18 protein-coding genes are annotated in these 17,699 nt (G+C 61.0%); 3 read left to right on the top strand and 15 right to left on the bottom strand.

Annotated features, from left to right (window positions below; translation table 11 throughout):
• Positions 1 to 271: 271 nt before the first annotated feature.
• The 3 genes from SFY93_RS17400 (at position 272) to SFY93_RS17390 (ending at position 2,479) form a co-directional block, all read left to right on the top strand.
• A complete protein-coding gene (locus SFY93_RS17400; protein WP_320443991.1) occupies positions 272 to 724 on the top strand; it encodes an Hsp20 family protein in 453 nt (150 codons plus the stop codon).
• A gap of 71 nt (positions 725 to 795) precedes the next feature.
• Positions 796 to 1,677, top strand: coding sequence for an RNA polymerase sigma factor RpoH (gene rpoH, locus SFY93_RS17395; RefSeq protein ID WP_320443990.1), 882 nt, complete (start codon positions 796 to 798; stop codon positions 1,675 to 1,677).
• A gap of 502 nt (positions 1,678 to 2,179) precedes the next feature.
• On the top strand, positions 2,180 to 2,479 hold the full coding sequence (locus tag SFY93_RS17390; protein WP_320443989.1) for a DUF3551 domain-containing protein: 300 nt from the start codon (positions 2,180 to 2,182) through the stop codon (positions 2,477 to 2,479).
• 57 nt (positions 2,480 to 2,536) lie between these two features.
• On the opposite strand, the gene SFY93_RS17385 is transcribed toward SFY93_RS17390, so the two are convergent.
• The 15 genes from SFY93_RS17385 to nuoH form a co-directional block, all read right to left on the bottom strand.
• The gene (locus SFY93_RS17385) at positions 2,537 to 3,235 is read right to left on the bottom strand and encodes an ABC transporter ATP-binding protein (protein WP_320443988.1); all 699 of its coding nucleotides are present in this window, start codon (positions 3,233 to 3,235) and stop codon (positions 2,537 to 2,539) included.
• Positions 3,236 to 3,244: 9 nt separating this feature from the next.
• A complete protein-coding gene (locus SFY93_RS17380) occupies positions 3,245 to 4,525 on the bottom strand; it encodes a lipoprotein-releasing ABC transporter permease subunit (protein ID WP_320443987.1) in 1,281 nt (426 codons plus the stop codon).
• A gap of 76 nt (positions 4,526 to 4,601) precedes the next feature.
• Positions 4,602 to 5,921, bottom strand: a complete 1,320-nt coding sequence (proS, locus tag SFY93_RS17375) for a proline--tRNA ligase (protein ID WP_320443986.1) — start codon at positions 5,919 to 5,921, stop codon at positions 4,602 to 4,604.
• Between the two features lie 564 nt (positions 5,922 to 6,485).
• A complete protein-coding gene (locus tag SFY93_RS17370; protein ID WP_089264551.1) occupies positions 6,486 to 6,866 on the bottom strand; it encodes a hypothetical protein in 381 nt (126 codons plus the stop codon).
• A 56-nt stretch (positions 6,867 to 6,922) separates the two neighbouring features.
• On the bottom strand, positions 6,923 to 7,198 hold the full coding sequence (locus tag SFY93_RS17365) for a DUF1467 family protein (RefSeq protein WP_315841858.1): 276 nt from the start codon (positions 7,196 to 7,198) through the stop codon (positions 6,923 to 6,925).
• A 7-nt stretch (positions 7,199 to 7,205) separates the two neighbouring features.
• Positions 7,206 to 7,628 (bottom strand): methylmalonyl-CoA epimerase, encoded by a 423-nt coding sequence (gene mce / locus SFY93_RS17360; protein WP_320443985.1) that lies wholly within the window; start codon positions 7,626 to 7,628, stop codon positions 7,206 to 7,208.
• A gap of 31 nt (positions 7,629 to 7,659) precedes the next feature.
• Positions 7,660 to 9,324 carry a ribonuclease J gene (locus SFY93_RS17355; protein WP_320443984.1) on the bottom strand — a complete coding sequence of 555 codons (1,665 nt, stop codon included), beginning with the start codon at positions 9,322 to 9,324 and terminating at the stop codon, positions 7,660 to 7,662.
• Positions 9,321 to 10,139 carry a biotin--[acetyl-CoA-carboxylase] ligase gene (locus SFY93_RS17350; protein ID WP_309944083.1) on the bottom strand — a complete coding sequence of 273 codons (819 nt, stop codon included), beginning with the start codon at positions 10,137 to 10,139 and terminating at the stop codon, positions 9,321 to 9,323. The genes SFY93_RS17355 and SFY93_RS17350 overlap by 4 nt, the downstream gene beginning before the upstream one ends.
• A complete protein-coding gene (gene nuoN / locus SFY93_RS17345; RefSeq protein ID WP_120290021.1) occupies positions 10,140 to 11,576 on the bottom strand; it encodes an NADH-quinone oxidoreductase subunit NuoN in 1,437 nt (478 codons plus the stop codon). It lies immediately after the preceding gene.
• 25 nt (positions 11,577 to 11,601) lie between these two features.
• Entirely contained in the window at positions 11,602 to 13,107 is a 1,506-nt protein-coding gene (locus SFY93_RS17340) for an NADH-quinone oxidoreductase subunit M (RefSeq protein ID WP_410001794.1), read from the bottom strand.
• Between the two features lie 14 nt (positions 13,108 to 13,121).
• Entirely contained in the window at positions 13,122 to 15,215 is a 2,094-nt protein-coding gene (gene nuoL, locus SFY93_RS17335) for an NADH-quinone oxidoreductase subunit L (RefSeq protein WP_320443983.1), read from the bottom strand.
• Positions 15,216 to 15,222: 7 nt separating this feature from the next.
• Positions 15,223 to 15,531, bottom strand: coding sequence for an NADH-quinone oxidoreductase subunit NuoK (gene nuoK, locus SFY93_RS17330; RefSeq protein WP_068730883.1), 309 nt, complete (start codon positions 15,529 to 15,531; stop codon positions 15,223 to 15,225).
• Positions 15,528 to 16,166 (bottom strand): NADH-quinone oxidoreductase subunit J, encoded by a 639-nt coding sequence (locus SFY93_RS17325; protein ID WP_320443982.1) that lies wholly within the window; start codon positions 16,164 to 16,166, stop codon positions 15,528 to 15,530. Before SFY93_RS17325 ends, nuoK begins: the two co-directional genes overlap by 4 nt.
• 9 nt (positions 16,167 to 16,175) lie before the next feature.
• Entirely contained in the window at positions 16,176 to 16,664 is a 489-nt protein-coding gene (gene nuoI, locus SFY93_RS17320; protein WP_089264557.1) for an NADH-quinone oxidoreductase subunit NuoI, read from the bottom strand.
• A 7-nt stretch (positions 16,665 to 16,671) separates the two neighbouring features.
• Positions 16,672 to 17,697, bottom strand: coding sequence for an NADH-quinone oxidoreductase subunit NuoH (gene nuoH / locus SFY93_RS17315; RefSeq protein ID WP_089264558.1), 1,026 nt, complete (start codon positions 17,695 to 17,697; stop codon positions 16,672 to 16,674).
• Positions 17,698 to 17,699 lie beyond the last annotated feature (2 nt).

Below are 17,699 nucleotides of genomic sequence, written 5' to 3'. Positions count from 1 at the left end.
CTGACACAAAAAGCCGGCCGGCATTGTTGCTCTCGCAGCAGCTCGCTCAAGGCCGTCGTGCTCACCAAAGCGGACCGAGGCTGCGTCGATCAAAGACAACTTCGATCGATACTTCACCCAGTCCACAAATTTTTTCCCGCCCCCTTGAAACCGGTCTTCGCCCTTTTCTATTTTATCGATTGTCGGATGCCAGTCGGGTCCGACATGGAAGTGGGCGCCGCTCGCGTCCGGCGTCTGCTCATACCCATCTTGCTCAATGGAGGATTTGGCTATGACAACTTTCGATTTCGCCCCGCTTTGGCGCTCAAGCATCGGCTTCGACCGCCTTTTCAATCTCGTGGACGCCGCCCAACGCGCCAACGAGGAAACTTTTCCGATGTATAACATCGAACGCGTTGGTGACGATCGTTACCAGATCTCGCTCGCGTTAGCTGGTTTCTCACCCGAGAATATTACGGTAACGGCCGAGCAGAACGTTCTGACCGTCGAAGGGCGCAAGGACGAGCATCATCGAGATTTCCTTTATCAAGGAATTTCTGGCCGCGCTTTTAAACGGCAATTCAGCCTGGAGGAGCACGTCCAGGTCACGGGCGCGCATTTCGAGAACGGCTTGCTGCAGATCGGCTTGATCCGCGAAGTGCCGGAAGTCATGAAGCCGCGAAAGATCGAGATCGGCAGGTCTGATGGGCAGAAGGTCGAGAAGCTGCCTCCGCAAGCCGCCTGATAGATCGTTCTTTGTATCAGCCGCGGCAGCGCAAGTTGCCGCGGTACTTTCCTGATTACATGGGGTTCAAGATGTCCAGCATATCTCTACCGATGTTGGCGGACGGCAGTGGGCTCACCCGATACCTTACCGCTATTAAACAATTTCCGCTGCTCTCGCCTGAGCAGGAAGTTTCACTTGCCCGAAAGCTACGTGAGCGCGATGACCGGGAAGCGGCATTCCAACTTGTTACGAGCCACCTGCGCCTGGTTGCCAAAATTGCCATGCGATACCGCGGATATGGCCTTCCGATTGCCGACGTCATTTCGGAAGGAAATATCGGCTTGATGCAAGCGGTCAAGCGGTTCGATCCGGACCGTGGCTTCCGGTTGGCGACTTACGCTACGTGGTGGATAAAGGCGACGATCCAGGACTACATCCTGCGCTCTTGGTCGATCGTAAAGATCGCTGCGTCGTCAACTCAGAAGCGACTGTTTTTCAACCTGAGGCGGCTAAAGAGCAAGATTGCAGCGCTGGACGATGGAGACATGCGGCCCGAACAGGTCGCCACGATAGCCGCTCGCTTGTATGCGCCGGAACACGAAGTCATCGAAATGAACCGGCGTTTCATGGGCGATATGTCCCTCAACGCGAAAGCGAAGGACGACGATGAAGCACCAACAGAGTGGCAGGACCGACTTGCCGACGATGTTGACCTCGAGCAAAGCCTTGTCGAGAGAAGCGAGTCCGAGTGGCGAACATGGGTGCTTAGGAAGGCTCTCGATGGTCTTTCTGCGCGGGAGCAGCGGATCATTGAAGCTCGGTGGCTGTCGGATGCCCCGGCAACCCTTGATGAGCTCGGTATTGAGCTCGGCGTGTCACGCGAACGAGTACGGCAGATTGAAACGAGAGCTTTAGAAAAAGCACGGCGTTCGGCGCTATCACTAACGGTTGCCCCGCAGACAGTCTTATAGGCTTTGACACAGGGGGGCGCGGCGGCGCTGGAATCGCAGATAAGTTTTCCGAGGCGCCGCTACCGAATAATAACGGTTACACCTGACGCGCCCCCGCTCCCATGACGCCCTCCCGCCCTCGGCTAAAATGGCGCAATGCCAGACCTTCTCCTTCGCCGAAACGCTGTCGGAGTCCCCCCCCCCTTTTCCGCCCCGAAACACTGCCACAATCAAAACTGCCCCACTACCCAAGCAGCCGATCCGGGCGCGTCGCGCCTCATATTCCGAATGGTTAAGACGGCGAGCCGGCACGCTTTGCGCCCAGCCAGCCAATTCCTCCTCGCCGGGAATCACCTGCGCCGTATTGCGCCGCCTGTGCCGAACAAGCCCTGTTACGGCATGTTTTCCGGCGCCAGATGCGGAGCGGAATCCGGCTTTGTGAGTTGACGAATACCTCTCGGACCGGCTTTGTGCCGGTCAGAGATCACATGCAGCCGGCCATCTGAGTCGGCAGGAGAATTCGATGCGCGCAGCCCTGCTTGCTCTGGTCGCCCTCGGCGCCCTTTCGGCCCTCACCGTCACGCCCGCCGCGGCCCAGCCCGTCGATCCCGGCCCGTTCTCCTTCTACACGCCGAGCGGCTACCCGTTCTGCATGCGCTCGCTCTATGACGACGATGACTGCAGCTACCGCACCTATGCGCAATGCACCGCGACGGCATCGGGCATCGGCCTGACCTGCTTTGCCAATCCGGCTTACGCCTATGCGCAGGGCGCCGCGCCGCAGCAGCCGCGCGTGAAGCGCAAGCGTAAGAGCAGCTACTGAACGACGGCACCGTTCGCGGCGCCGCGCCTTCACTCTCGAATGAAATGCGTGGCGGGGTCAGTCTAGTTCGACGACTTTGCCGTTTTCCAGTGACACCCGCCGATCCATGCGGCCGGCCAGTTCCATGTTGTGGGTCGCGATCAGCATCGCCACCTTGGTCGCCTTCACCAGCTGCATCAGCGCCTTGAAGACATGATCCGCGGTGTGCGGATCGAGATTTCCCGTCGGCTCGTCGGCAAATAGCACGCGCGGTGCATTGGCCACTGCGCGGGCAATCGCAACGCGCTGCTGCTCGCCGCCCGACAGCTCCGCGGGCCGATGTGTGATGCGTTCGCCCAGGCCCAGATAGGCCAGGATTTCCTTGGCGCGGGCGACCGTCTCAGAGCGCTTCAAGCCGCGGATCATCTGCGGCAGCATGACGTTTTCCAGCGCAGTGAATTCCGGCAGCAGCCGATGCGACTGGTAGACGAAACCGATATCAGTGCGGCGGATCTGGGTGCGCTCGGTATCCGACAGGCCCGAAGTCGCGGTGCCGCCGACATAGACCTCACCATCATCGGGGCTCTCCAGGAGACCGGCAATATGGAGCAGCGTCGACTTGCCCGAGCCCGACGGCGCCACCAGCGCCACCGACTGTCCCGCCCACAAGGCCAGCTTGGCATTGTCGAGAATGGTCAGAACGGTTTCGCCTTGGGTATATTGCCGCTTGATGTCGTGGAGATAGACCACCGGTACATCATCTGCCCCTTGCGCCATGTCAGTCACTCACTCGTATCTTAGCGCATCGACGGGATCGAGGCGCGCGGCGCGCCACGACGGGTACAGGGTGGCAAGGAACGACAGCGTCAGCGCCATGATGACCACCGCGCTGGTTTCACCGACATCGACCTCGGCCGGCAGCTTGGACAGGAAATACAGCTCCGGCGAGAACAGCTCGGTGGAGGTCATCCATGAGATGAATTGCCGGATCGTCTCGATGTTGAAGCAGACCAGCAATCCGACGAAAAACCCGACCAGCGTGCCGACCACGCCGATCGCAGCACCCGTGATCAGGAACACCCGCATGATCGAGCCTTGAGAGGCGCCCATGGTGCGCAGGATGGCGATGTCGCTGCCCTTGTCCTTCACCAGCATGATCAGGCCGGAGACGATGTTCAGCGCCGCCACCAGCACGATCAGCGTCAGGATCAGGAACATGACGTTGCGCTCGACCTGCAGCGCATTGAAGAAGGTCGAGTTGCGCTGCCGCCAATCGACGATGAAGATCGGCCGTCCGGCCGCCTCAGTCACGAGCTTGCGATACTCGTCGATCCTGTCGGGATTGTTGGTGTAGACCTCAATGGAGGTCACGTCAGAAGGGCGATTGAAGTAAGTCTGCGCCTCGGCCAACGGCATGAAGACGAAGGTGGAGTCATATTCCGACATGCCGATCTCGAAGACGGCAGCAACCTTGTAGGGCTTGATGCGCGGCGTTGTGCCCATCGGGGTCACCGCCCCCTTCGGCGAGATCAACGTGATCATGTCGCCGGCATGGATCGAAAGCTGATCTGCCAGCCGCCGACCGATCGCCACACCCTGCCCGTCATCGAAGCCTTCGAGCGTGCCCTGCTTGATGTTCTTGGCGATCGACGTCAGGTTATTGAGGTCGCCGGCGCGGATACCGCGGATAAAAATGCCGGCAGCACCGAACGCGGATGATCCCAATCCCTGGCCATCCACGACCGGCGCCGCGAGACGAATGCCATTCACGCCGCTGATGCGGTCGGCGACATCCTTCCAGTCGGTCAGAGGACTTTCCAGCGGCTGCACCAGCAGATGTCCGTTGAGACCCAAGATCTTGTCGAGCAGCTCCTTGCGGAAGCCGTTCATCACGGCCATCACGATGATCAGCGTGGCGACGCCGAGCATGATGCCAAGGAACGAGAAGCCGGCAATGACAGAGATGAATCCCTCTTTACGGCGCGCACGGAGATAGCGTCCGGACAGCAGCCATTCGAAGGCGGCGAAGGGTGGGGTTCGAACTGGCTCGCTCATGGCATCATCCATCGCCCGACTCCCATACGAATCGGGCTTATTCTAGCCGCATCGTGAGTGATGCGGCGACCACGCAGTGGATAAGTCGTCAGGACGTCAGCTTTGCGACGACCTCAGCGGCACTGATATTCTCACGCGAACCGGCATCGCGCCGCTTCAGCTCGACCTTGCCTTCGGCCAGCCCCTTCGGGCCAACGAGGATCTGCCAGGGCACACCGATCAGGTCAGCGGTGGCAAACTTGCCGCCGGCGCGCTGGTCGGTGTCGTCATAGAGCACATCGACGCCCTTCGCCGAGAGCTCCTTGTAGAGCGCCTCGCAAGCCGCATCCGTATCGGGCGAGCCCTGCTTCAGGTTGAGAATCGCAGCACGGAACGGCGCCACTTCCTCGGGCCACTTGATGCCGTTCTCGTCGTGGCAGGCCTCGATGATTGCGCCCAGGAGACGCGACACGCCGACGCCGTAGGAGCCGCCATGGATCGCCGTCTCCGCGCCATCGGCGCCCGCAACGGTCGCCTTCATCGCGTCGGAATATTTGGTGCCGAAATAGAAGATCTGGCCGACTTCGATACCGCGGGTGTTGAGCCGCCGCTCGGCCGGCACTTCGCTCTCGAACCGTGCGGCGTCGTGGACGTCTTCGGTTGCCGCATAGATCGACGTCCACTGATTGATGATGCCCGTGAGATCACCGCTATAATCGACATCGGCCGGCGGGATCGGCAGATCGAGCACGTTCTTGTCGCAGAACACGCCGGACTCGCCGGTCTCGGCGAGCACGATGAATTCGTGGGAGTGATCGCCGCCGATCGGTCCGGTCTCGGCGCGCATCGGGATCGCCTTCAGGCCCATGCGGGCAAAGGTGCGCAGATAGGCGACGAACATCTGATTGTAGGAATGTTTCGCCGCGGCTTCGTCGATGTCGAACGAATAGCCATCCTTCATCAGGAATTCGCGGCCCCGCATCACGCCGAAACGCGGACGCTGCTCGTCGCGGAATTTCCACTGGATGTGGTACAGGTTCAGCGGCAGGCTCTTGTAGGACTTCACATAGCCGCGGAAGATCTCGGTGATCATTTCCTCGTTGGTCGGCCCGTAGAGAAGCTCCCGCTTGTGGCGGTCCACGATCCGCAGCATCTCCGGCCCATAGGCGTCGTAGCGCCCACTTTCGCGCCAGAGATCGGCGAGCTGCAATGTCGGCATCAGGAGCTCAATGGCGCCCGCCCGGTTCTGCTCCTCGCGGACGATCTGCTCGATCTTCTTGAGCACCCGCAGGCCCAGCGGCAGCCAGGCATAGATGCCGGCGGCCTCCTGACGGATCATGCCCGCGCGCAGCATCAGCCGGTGCGAGACGATCTCGGCTTCTTTCGGCGTTTCCTTGAGAATGGGCAGAAAATAGCGCGACAATCGCATGGTTAGGCCTGGGAATCGGAGGGACGGGAGAACGCGAGTGAAACCGGATCGGCCGCCAAAACACAAGGGCGACGGGTCGGACGCCGGACAGTCTAGGACATGGAGCCGGCAATCGGGGCTTAATTCCGTTCGCCTGGCGAATTGCCTCCCGGACTGTCAAATATCGCCATTTCCGATGTCGGCCAGAGCGACCCAGCGTGACCGGAAATCGCGTAAAAGGCCGCGATTCTACCCTTGGCCTAAATTTTGAACACACATTGCCGAAATTGGTGACAAACAAAAAAAGTTAAGCTACGACTCACAGCTCAGGCGGTTCGTAAGGACAGAGTCTGGTGGTCCAAGTCTCGGGAGGAGCCCTGACGCGCTCAAGCAGCGTCAACCCGCTAAGCAAGGATAAAATCCAAAGTTTGGGGTAATAGGGTCGACACAATTTTCCGAGCAGGGCTGCGGCCCTGCTCTTTTTTTCGACAGATTCCCGACAACGATAGCGACGCTTCATATCGTCCGAGACGAAAAAGGCCGGCATCAATGCCGGCCTTTTTCGGAGATGCAACGCGCTGCGTATTACAGCGCACCACCCTTCGGCTTGATGCCCGACAGCCACGAACAGACCAGGCCCTGTACCGCGCCGACGATCCCGAATGTAAGGATCTGGCGCAGCGGGATCGACACCGACGTCCAGATCAACATCATCCCGATACTCACGACATAGCCAGTCAACGCCGAGGTCAGCACCTTTGGCCACAGCTGCATCTTGTCTTCGAGGAACCAGTCCTCGAGCCACATCACCAGCGACGGGATCAGCCCGAACCAGTAGGCAAAGGGCAATCCCATAATGAAGCCGGGAAAGCCGCCGATGATCCTGCCGCTGGCAATTTCGCGCAGCTCGAAAACCGCAAAGCCGACAGCCGGCCCAAGCAACAGAAAAAGCAGAAAGCGCTTCATGCGTCAGCTCCGTATCGACACCTGAAAGGACAGACTCCGCAGGTTAAAGATTGCTCTCAGATCGGCACGCCCATCAGCTTCGAGAGCCTCTCGATGTTGAAGTAGTCCATGCGATACGCATACATGCCGGCCGCGAACAGCACCGCGGAAATCACCGTGGTCCAGATCAGCTTGCGCCCCATCCGGGCCAGCACAGGCGCACCGGGATCGGTGCCGTCGGTGCCCTCGCCGTCCTCATGCTGGCTGCGCACGCCGAACGGCAGCGTCAGGAACAGCGTGATCCACCAGATGACGAAATAGACCGCGAGCGACGTCGAGATCGTATAGGCCATCGCGTCCTCAGGACTGTTCGATTTCGGAAGCTTGTTCGATCTCTACCAGCGCGCCCGAGAAATCCTTGGGATGCAGGAACAGCACAGGCTTGCCATGGGCGCCGATCTTCGGCTGGCCGTCGCCAAGTACGCGCGCGCCTTCCTTGATCAGGTTGTCGCGTGCCGCGATGATGTCAGGCACTTCGTAACAGATGTGATGAATGCCGCCGTCAGGATTGCGCTCGACGAATTTGGCAATCGGGGAATCCGCGCCGAGCGGCTGGATGAATTCGATCTTGGTATTCGGCAGCGTCGCGAACACCGTGATTACGCCATGCTCCGGCAGCGGCACGGTCGCGGAAATCTCGGCACCGAAGGCGATGCCGTAGATCTTCGCAGCTTTCTCCGCATCGGCGACGGCAATCGCCACATGATTGAGCCGGCCCAGCATGGTGTCCTCCGTAGTCTTTGTTTCTTTGCTTTTAGTCTTCGACCTGCAGGATGTGAACGTAGCACATCGTCTTCTTGCCCCATTGATCGGCGAGTGACGAGCGAACGGCGCGTCGCACCGACTCCGCCATCGCATCGGGATCGCGCTTGCGCGCCTTGGGCAGGTTCTCGACGATGTTGACGACGATGTCGAACACGACATCCTCCATCACCTCGCCCTTGAGGTTCTTTTCGGGAATGCCGATCAGGTCGACCGCAGGGTCGTCGACCAGTTCGCCCTTCATGGTCACGGCCAGTGCCACGAAAGCGCAGCCGGCAAAGGACAGCCGGCGCCGCTCGCTTACGGCGCGGGACTTGGAATCCTCGAGAATGAGGCCGTCCTTGAACATGCGGCCCGACGGCAATTCGTCGATGACGGCAGCATCGCCGGGCGCCAGGCGCACCAGGTCGCCGTTCTTGACGATCATGGTCCGCGGCACGCCGCAGGCGCGCGCCAGCTTGGCATGCTCGTGCAGATGCAGCGCCTCGCCATGAACCGGGATGAGCAGCTGCGGCCGCACCCAGGAGATCATGTCGCGCAATTCGTCGCGGCGCGGATGGCCCGACACATGCACCAGCGCGTCACGATCGGTGATCACCTCGATGCCCTGCGTGACAAGACCGTTGATGATGGTACCGACCGCCTTCTCGTTGCCCGGAATGGTCCGCGACGAGAAGATCACCGTATCGCCCTTGTTGAGGGTCACCATCGGATGATCGTCGCTGGCGATACGCGCCAGTGCCGCGCGCGCTTCACCCTGACTGCCCGTGCACAGCGCCACCACCTTGTCCGGCGGGAAATGGCCGTAATAGTCGGCGTTACGGAACGCCGGCAATCCATCGAGATAGCCGCATTCGCGGGCCACCTGCACGACGCGCTCCATTGCGCGGCCGACCAGCACCACTTCGCGGCCAGCGGCCTGCGCCGCTTCGGCAACGGCCCGCAACCGCGCTACGTTCGATGCGAAGGTCGTAACGGCGACGCGGCCCTTGGCAGCCTTCACCAGTTTGGTGAGCGTCGCGGCAACCTCCGTTTCGGACGGTGAGCGGCCATCGCGCACCGCATTCGTGGAGTCGCCGATGATGGCCAGCACGCCGGCATCGCCGAGTTCGCGCAGCCGCTTTTCGTCGGTCGGCAGGCCGATGATCGGCGTCGGATCGATCTTCCAGTCACCGGTATGCAGCACGGTGCCGAACGGCGTGTGGAGCGCGATCGCATGGGATTCCGGAATCGAATGCGCAACCGGAATGAACTCGATATCGAACGGGCCGAGATTGATGCGGCCGCCCGATGGCACCACGGTGACGGGAATCTTCGGCGGATTGCGCTCGCTGGCGCATTTGGCTTCAAACAATGCGGCGCTGAACTGCGTCGCATAGATCGGGCATTTCAGCTTGGGCCACAGGTCGATGATGGCGCCGAAATGGTCCTCATGGGCGTGGGTGAGCACGAGACCAACGAGATTCTTCTTTTCCTTTTCCAGGAAGCGCACGTCGGGCATCACCAGATCGATGCCGGGCAGATGCTCCTCGTCACCGAAATAGACGCCGAGGTCGATCGCCAGCCACTTCCCGGCCAGGCCATAGATCGACAGATTCATGCCAATCTGGCCGACGCCTCCCAGCGGTGCGAAGGTCAATTCGTTGGGTCGCGTCATTTGCGTACTGTCCTTGTCGACGCGGCCGATCCGAAATGAACGTCGCCGGCGGTAATAGGGATTCGCCGGCGATCCGCTGTCGCGACAATCATACAACCGGCCTCATCAATGGTGTCGAAAATTCCCGAAATCGTCTGTACCCCGTTGTCCACGGACACCGGCTGACCGATCCCTGCTGCGCGTTCCAGCCACTGTCGCCGGATCTCGGCAAACCCGCGGCCGGAATCCCAGATGCCGCGCATCTCCTGCCAGGTGTCCGAAAGCGCCGCAAACAGGTCTTCGGCGCTGGCGCTGACGCCCATCGCATGCAGGCAAGCAACCGGATAAGGCATATTGTCGGGGGCCGCCACCACGTTGGTGCCGATGCCGACGACAACGGCAAGCTGGCCGTTCGGCGCTGCCTCCGCCTCCAGATTCATTCCGACAAGCTTATGTCCGCCTGCCAGAACGTCGTTCGGCCATTTCAGCCGATAATCATTCGCGGCCGACTGCGGCGCCCGCATCGCGGCTTCGACGCTGATCTGTCGGAGCGCCTTCTCAACGGCGACACCGGCCGCAAAGCCCAGCGTCGCCGCAACTGAGGGCGTCACGTCAAGAACTTCGAGAACCGAACTGGCGAGGTTCCCGCGGGGAGCGACCCACGGCCGATGTCGTCGCCCACGTCCCGCGGTCTGTTCCGTTGTGACAAACCACATCGGACCGCGCTCGCCTGTGCGTGCGCGGTCCATGGCTTCAGTATTGGTCGAACCTGTTGAGTCGAATGCGGCGAGCTTCGTGCCCGCCGCGAGGGCTCGGGGACCGAGCGAAAATACCATCTAGAACAGCGACTTCGCTGCGAATGCCGCCGCGCTGACCAGAGGCGCCGGATAGACGAAGAACAGCACGTTGAAGAGACCCGCGACAGCCAGCACCGTGCGCAGTTCAACACGCATCGGATCGAGCTTCCCGACCGGCTCGTCGAAATACATAAGCTTCACGATCGACAGGTAGTAGAACGCGCCCACCACGCTGGCCAACACACCGACTACGGCCAGTACGAACAGGCCCGACTTGATGGCCGCCATGAAGACGTAGAACTTGCCGAAGAAGCCGGCCAGCGGCGGCACGCCTGCCAGCGAGAACAGGAACATCGCGAAGAAGAAGGCGATGATTGGATTGGTGCGCGACAGGCCGGCGAAATCCTTGATCGTCTCAACGGGCTGGCCATTGCGCTTCATGGTCAGGATGATGGCGAAGGTGCCGAGGGTCATCGCGACATAGATCGCGATATAGACCAGCACGCCCTGCGCACCCTCCTGCGTGCCGGCGGCAAGGCCGACCAGCGCGAAGCCCATATGGCCGATCGACGAATAGGCCATCAGGCGCTTGATGTTGGTCTGGCCGATGGCGGCGAACGAGCCCAGCACCATCGAGGCCAGCGACACGAACACCACGACCTGCTGCCATTGCACCACGATGCCCGGGAACGCCGTCAGCGTGACGCGGGTGAACACGGCGAGTGCTGCAACCTTCGGGGCCGAGGCGAAGAAGGCGGTGACGGGCGTCGGTGCGCCCTCATAGACATCGGGCGTCCACATATGGAACGGCACGGCCGAGACCTTGAAACAGAGGCCGGCGAGCAGGAACACGAGGCCGAACACCAGGCCGATATTGCCGGTCTTGGCTTCGGCGGCGATGCCGGCGAAGGACACCGTGCCGGTAAAGCCGTAGATCATAGAAGCGCCGTAGAGCAGCATGCCCGACGACAGCGCGCCCAGCACGAAATACTTCAGGCCGGCTTCGGTCGACTTCGCATTGTCGCGGTTGGAGGCTGCGACGACATAGAGCGCAAGGCTCATCAGTTCGAGGCCGAGATACAGCATGATCAGGTCGCCGGCCGAGATCAGCACCATCATGCCGAGCGTCGAGAGCAGCACCAGGATGGCGTATTCGAAAATGCGACGGGACTGGTCCGCGAGGAATTCACGGGACAGGATCAGCGTCACGGCCGATGCGATGATCGCCAGCACCTTCAGGAAGCGCGCATAGTCGTCGACGATGAAGCTGCCGCCGAAGGTGACATGCTTGCCCGCGGGCAGCATGATTTCAGCCGCGCCGACCACCACCAGCAGGCAGACAGCCAGCGTGGTGACCAGACCCGTGACCTTCGGTCCGTTGAAGGCACCGATCATCAGCAGCACCATGGCGCCAACCGCGAGCATCAGCTCCGGCAGTACGGGCAGCAGGGAATATCCGGCGGTCGTAATCGTCATTGCGCGTTATCCTGATCTGCTGCGGTCATTGCAGCAGCGCGGCTGCCTTCACGGCAGACGTTGCAGCAGCGTAGTTGTTAACGAGGAGCTGGATCGAAGCCGCCGACATATCGAGCACCGGCTTCGGATAGACTCCGAACAGAATGGTGAGAATGACCAGCGGCACCAGCACCAGGCCTTCCCGGAATGTGATGTCCTTGATGCCCTGCAGCGCCGGCTTGGTCAGTTCACCGAACACGACCTTACGGTACAGCCAGAGTGCATAGGCCGCCGACAGGATTACGCCGATGCTGGCGAATGTCGCCGTCGGGATCGAGACCTTGAAGGTGCCGATCAGCGTCAGGAATTCACCGACGAAGCCGGAGGTGCCGGGCAGACCGACATTGGCCATCGTGAAGACCATGAACAGCGCTGCATAGATCGGCATCCGGTTGACGAGGCCGCCATAGGCCGCGATCTCGCGGGTATGCAGCCGATCGTAGACGACGCCGACGCAGAGGAACAGCGCGCCCGACACGATGCCGTGCGACACCATCTGGAACACCGCGCCGGAGACGCCCTGTGTCGTGCCGGCGAAGATGCCCATGGTCACATAGCCCATATGCGCGACCGACGAGTAGGCGATCAGCTTCTTGATGTCTTCCTGCATCAGCGCGACCAGCGATGTGTAGACGATCGCGATCACGGAGAGAGTCCAGACCATCGGCGCGAAATAGAGAGAGGCATCCGGGAACATCGGCAGCGAGAAGCGCAGGAAGCCGTAACCGCCCATCTTCAGCATGATCGCGGCCAGTACGACCGAACCTGCCGTCGGCGCTTCCACGTGTGCGTCAGGCAGCCAGGTGTGCACGGGCCACATCGGCATCTTCACCGCGAAGGATGCGAAGAATGCCAGCCACGCCCAAGTCTGCAGGCTGCGCGGCACGGCGGTGTGCATCAGCGTCGGGATGTCGGTCGTACCCGCATTCCAGTACAGCGCCATGATGGCCAGCAGCATCAGCACCGAGCCGAGGAACGTGTAGAGGAAGAACTTGAACGAGGCGTAGACGCGGCGCGGGCCGCCCCAGATGCCGATGATCAGGAACATCGGGATCAGGCCGCCTTCGAAGAACAGATAGAACAGCACCAGATCCAGCGCCGAGAAGGTGCCGATCATCAGCGTTTCCAGGAACAGGAACGCGATCATGTATTCGCGGACACGCTTGGTGACCGACTTCCAGCTGCACAGGATGCAGAACGGCATCAGGGCCGTGGTCAGGATCACGAAGGGCAGCGAAATGCCGTCCACACCCATATGGTAGTTGATGGTCGCGGCCAGCCAGGGCGCCTTTTCGACAAACTGGAAGTCGCCGTTCGACGGGTCGAAGCGCATCACTAGGATCAGCGAGACCGCAAAAGTGATCAGCGTGGTCCAGAGCGCGATCCAGCGCGCATTGCCCTGCGCAGCCTCATCATCGCCGCGGCTGAGATAGATCAGGATCGCGCCGACGATCGGCAGGAAGGTGACGACCGAAAGAATCGGCCATGTCATGACGGACGCCATTGTTACTGGCCCCCCAGGCCGAAGATAAACCAGGTGATCAACCCGGCGACGCCGATCAGCATCGCGAAGGCATAGTGATAGAGGTAACCGGTCTGCAGCTTCACCGCGCCGCGCGTGATATCGAGCACGCGGGCCGCGACACCATCAGGCCCGAGGCCGTCGATGATCATGCCGTCGCCCTTCTTCCACAGGAAGTGGCCGATCCACTTGGCCGGGCGAACGAAGATGATCTCGTAGAGCTCGTCGAAGTACCACTTGTTGAGCAGGAACTTGTAGAGCAGCGGGTGCTGGTTCGCGAGTTCGACCGGCAAATACGGCTTGCGAACATAGAACAGATACGAAATCAGGAAACCGAGCACCATCATCACGGTCGGCACATAGGGAACCCATCCGGGAATATGGTGCATCTCCTCGATGATGTGCGGGTTCATCTTCAGCGATTCCCGGAAGAACTCGCCGACGTGATGACCAGCAAACAGCTCCTTGAACGGGAAGCCGGCGGCGAACGATCCGATGCCCAGCACGGCCAGCGGGACCAGCATCCACAGCGGCGCTTCATGCGCTGCATCGTAATGCTTCTTGTCGTGCGGCTCGCCATGGAACGTCTTGAACACCAGACGCCAGGAATAGAACGAGGTCAGAAGCGCCGCGATCACGGTCATCAGGAAGCCGTAGAAGGCGAACTGGGTGTGCGAGGCGTAAGCCGCTTCGATGATCGCGTCCTTCGAGAAGTAGCCGGCCGTGAACGGGAAGCCGGTCAGCGCCAGCGTGCCGATGGTCATCATCGCATAAGTGAACGGGATCTTGTTCCACAGGCCACCCATCTTCCGGATGTCCTGTTCGTGATGCATCGCATAGATTACCGAGCCTGAGCCCAGGAACAGCAGCGCCTTGAAGAAGGCGTGCGTGAACAGGTGGAACATGGCGACCGAGTAAGCCCCCGTCCCCAGCGCCACGAACATGTAACCGAGCTGCGAGCAGGTCGAGTAAGCGACGATGCGCTTGATGTCGTTCTGCACCAGACCGATGGTCGCGGCAAAGAATGCAGTGGTCGCGCCGACCAGCATCACGACGGCCTGCGCATTCGGCGCAAGTTCGAACAGCGGCGACATGCGCGCCACCATGAAGACGCCTGCGGTGACCATGGTCGCCGCGTGGATCAGCGCCGACACAGGCGTCGGGCCTTCCATCGCGTCCGGCAACCAGGTGTGCAGCAGGAACTGGGCCGACTTGCCCATCGCGCCGACGAACAGCAGCAGGCAGGTCAGTGTCAGCGCATCGGCGTGCCAGCCGAAGAAGTTGATCGTCTTGCCGGTCAGGCCGGGCGCGCTGGCGAAGATGGTGTCCAAATCGGTCGAGCCGATCAGCATGAACAGCGCGAAGATGCCGAGCAGGAAGCCGAAGTCGCCGACGCGGTTGACCACGAAGGCCTTGATCGCTGCCGCATTGGCCGAGGGCTTCTTGAACCAGAAACCGATCAGCAGGTAGCTGGCCAGACCCACGCCTTCCCAGCCGAAGAACAGCTGCAGCAGGTTATCCGCCGTCACCAGCATCAGCATCATGAAAGTGAACAGCGACAGATACGCCATGAAGCGCGGCCGGTTCGGATCGTCTTCCATATAGCCGAGCGAATAGATGTGCACGAGCGACGACACCGTGGTGACGACGACCAGCATCACGGCCGTCAGCGTATCGACGCGCAGCGTCCAGGACAGCTGCAGGTCACCCGAATTGATCCAGTTCAGCAGCACGACGCGGGCATCATGATGCATGAAGGCGACATCGACGAAGGTCATCCAGGACAGCACCGCCGACACCACCAGAAGACCGGCGGTGATCAGCTCTGCTGCACGCGAGCCGAGCGCAGCCGGCTCGGCAACGTGGTGATGGTCGTCGTGATCATCGTGACCATGATCGTCATGCCCATGCGCAGCATGTGCATGCGCCGCATGGGCGCCGGCATCGCCGTGACCGTGGTCGTTATGCGCATGGTCCATCTCGTCGCCGCTCGGGTTACGCCCATGCGCACCCAGAATGGCGATGAAGCCTGCGATCAGCGCGCCGATCAGCGGCAGGAATACAAGAGCCTGGATCATAACTGGCTCAGCCCTTCATCAGATTGACGTCTTCAACCGCGATCGAGCCGCGGTTGCGGAAATAGACCACCAGCACGGCGAGACCGATCGCTGCTTCCGCAGCGGCCACGGTCAGCACAAGCAGCGCGAACACCTGCCCGACGATGTCGCCGAGGAAGGTCGAGAACGCCACCATGTTGATGTTGACGGCGAGCAGGATCAGCTCGATCGACATCAGGATGACGATGATGTTCTTGCGGTTCAGGAAGATGCCGAGAATGCCCAGCGTGAACAGGATCGCTGCGACCGCCAGATAGTGTCCGAGACCGATCGTCATTTGACCCAGCTCCCCGCGTCGGCGTCCTGCAGGCCCTGCCCGGTCGCGACCTTGCGCACTTCCATCGCCAGTTCCGGATTGCGCGCGTTCTGAACATTGATGTCCTGGCGCCGGACTTTGACCTTGTGACGCAGCGTCAGCACGATCGCGCCGATCATCGCCACCAGCAGCACCATGCCGGCCAGCTGGAAGTAATGGATGTACTTCGTATAGAGCACGAGGCCGAGCGCCTCGGTATTGCTCACATTCGTCGGGATGGCCGCCGTGATCGACTTGGTGACGTTCGGGTTCATTACCCAACCACCTGCGACCAGCAGCAATTCGGCGAGGAAGATCGCACCGATCAACAGACCGAACGGCAGATACTGAATGAAGCCTTCGCGCAGCTGCGTGAAGTCGACGTCGAGCATCATGATGACGAACAGGAACAGCACCGCGACGGCGCCGACATAGACGACGATCAGCAGCATCGCCAGGAATTCGGCGCCCATCAGCACGAACAAGCCCGAGGCGTTGACGAAGGCCAGGATCAGGAACAGCACGGAATGCACGGGATTGCGCGAGGCAATCACCATGACCGCGGAAGCCACGCAGATGCTGGCGAACAGATAGAAGAACAATGCGGGAAGGATCATCTGGTCACCTTACCGGTACGGCGCGTCGAGTTCGATTGACTTCGCAATCTCGCGCTCCCAGCGGTCGCCGTTGGCGAGCAATTTCGCCTTGTCATAATAGAGTTCCTCACGCGTCTCGGTGGCGAACTCGAAGTTCGGTCCCTCGACGATCGCATCCACCGGACAGGCCTCCTGGCACAGTCCGCAATAGATGCATTTCACCATGTCGATGTCGTAGCGGACGGTACGGCGCGTCCCATCGTTGCGGCGCGGGCCGGCTTCGATGGTGATGGCCTGCGCCGGACAGACCGCTTCGCAGAGCTTGCAGGCGATGCAGCGCTCTTCACCGTTCGGATAGCGGCGCAATGCATGCTCGCCACGGAAACGCGGCGAGATCGGCCCCTTCTCGAACGGATAGTTCAGCGTCGGCTTCGGCTTGAAGAAATACCGCATGGCGAGGACGAACGCCGAAACGAACTCCGCCAGCAGAAGCGAGTGAGCTGTTGCCCTGATATTCATAGTGACCTCATTTCGGAGCAAGGCCCCCGAATTGCAGCACGGCAGCGACGATGATGACGTACGCCAACGACAGCGGCAGAAACACCTTCCAGCCCAGACGCATCAGCTGGTCGTAGCGGTAGCGCGGCACGATCGCCTTCGCCATCGCAATCAGGAAGAACATGAACATCACCTTGATGGCGAACCAGATGATGCCTGGCACCCAGGTGAATGGCGCGAACGGGATCGGCGACAGCCAACCGCCGAGAAACAGGATCGTTGCCAGTGCGCACATGGTGACGATGGCGACGTATTCGCCGAGCATGAACAGCAGATACGGAGTCGAGCCGTATTCGGTCATGAAGCCCGCGACCAGTTCCGATTCCGCTTCGACGAGGTCGAAGGGCGGACGGTTGGTTTCAGCCAGCGCCGAGACGTAGAAGATCACGAACATCGGGAACAGCGGGATCCAGTACCAGCCGAGGATGCCCCACTTCGAGTCTTGCGCGGCGACGATCGCCGTCAGGTTCAACGAACCGACGCAGAGCAAGACGGTGATGATGACGAAGCCGATCGAAACTTCGTAGGACACCATCTGCGCGGCGGCGCGCAGCGCCGACAGGAACGGATATTTCGAGTTAGACGACCAGCCGGCCATGATGATGCCGTAGACCGACAGCGACGAGATCGCGAAGATATAGAGCACACCGACATTGATGTCGGAGATCACCCAGCCGAGATCCATCGGGATCACCGCCCAGGCCGCCAGCGCGAGCACGCAGGACACCAGCGGCGCCAGCAGGAACACGCCCTTGTTGGAGCTGGAAGGAACCACCGGCTCCTTCAGCACGAATTTCAGCAAGTCCGCGAAGGATTGCAGCAGGCCGAACGGCCCGACCACGTTGGGGCCACGGCGGATCTGTACCGCCGCCCAGATCTTGCGGTCAGCCAGCAGGATGTAGGCAATCGCAATCAAGAGCACCACGAGCACAAGGAGGCTCTGCGCGACCATGATGATCAGCGGCCACAGGGTGCTTGTCCAGAATTCAGCCATCA

Origin of the sequence: Tardiphaga sp. 42S5 (assembly GCF_034044155.1) — a bacterium.
GTDB lineage: Bacteria > Pseudomonadota > Alphaproteobacteria > Rhizobiales > Xanthobacteraceae > Tardiphaga > Tardiphaga robiniae.
Note: the sequence above shows the minus strand (reverse complement) of the source record. Positions and strands in the feature narration are given on the sequence as shown.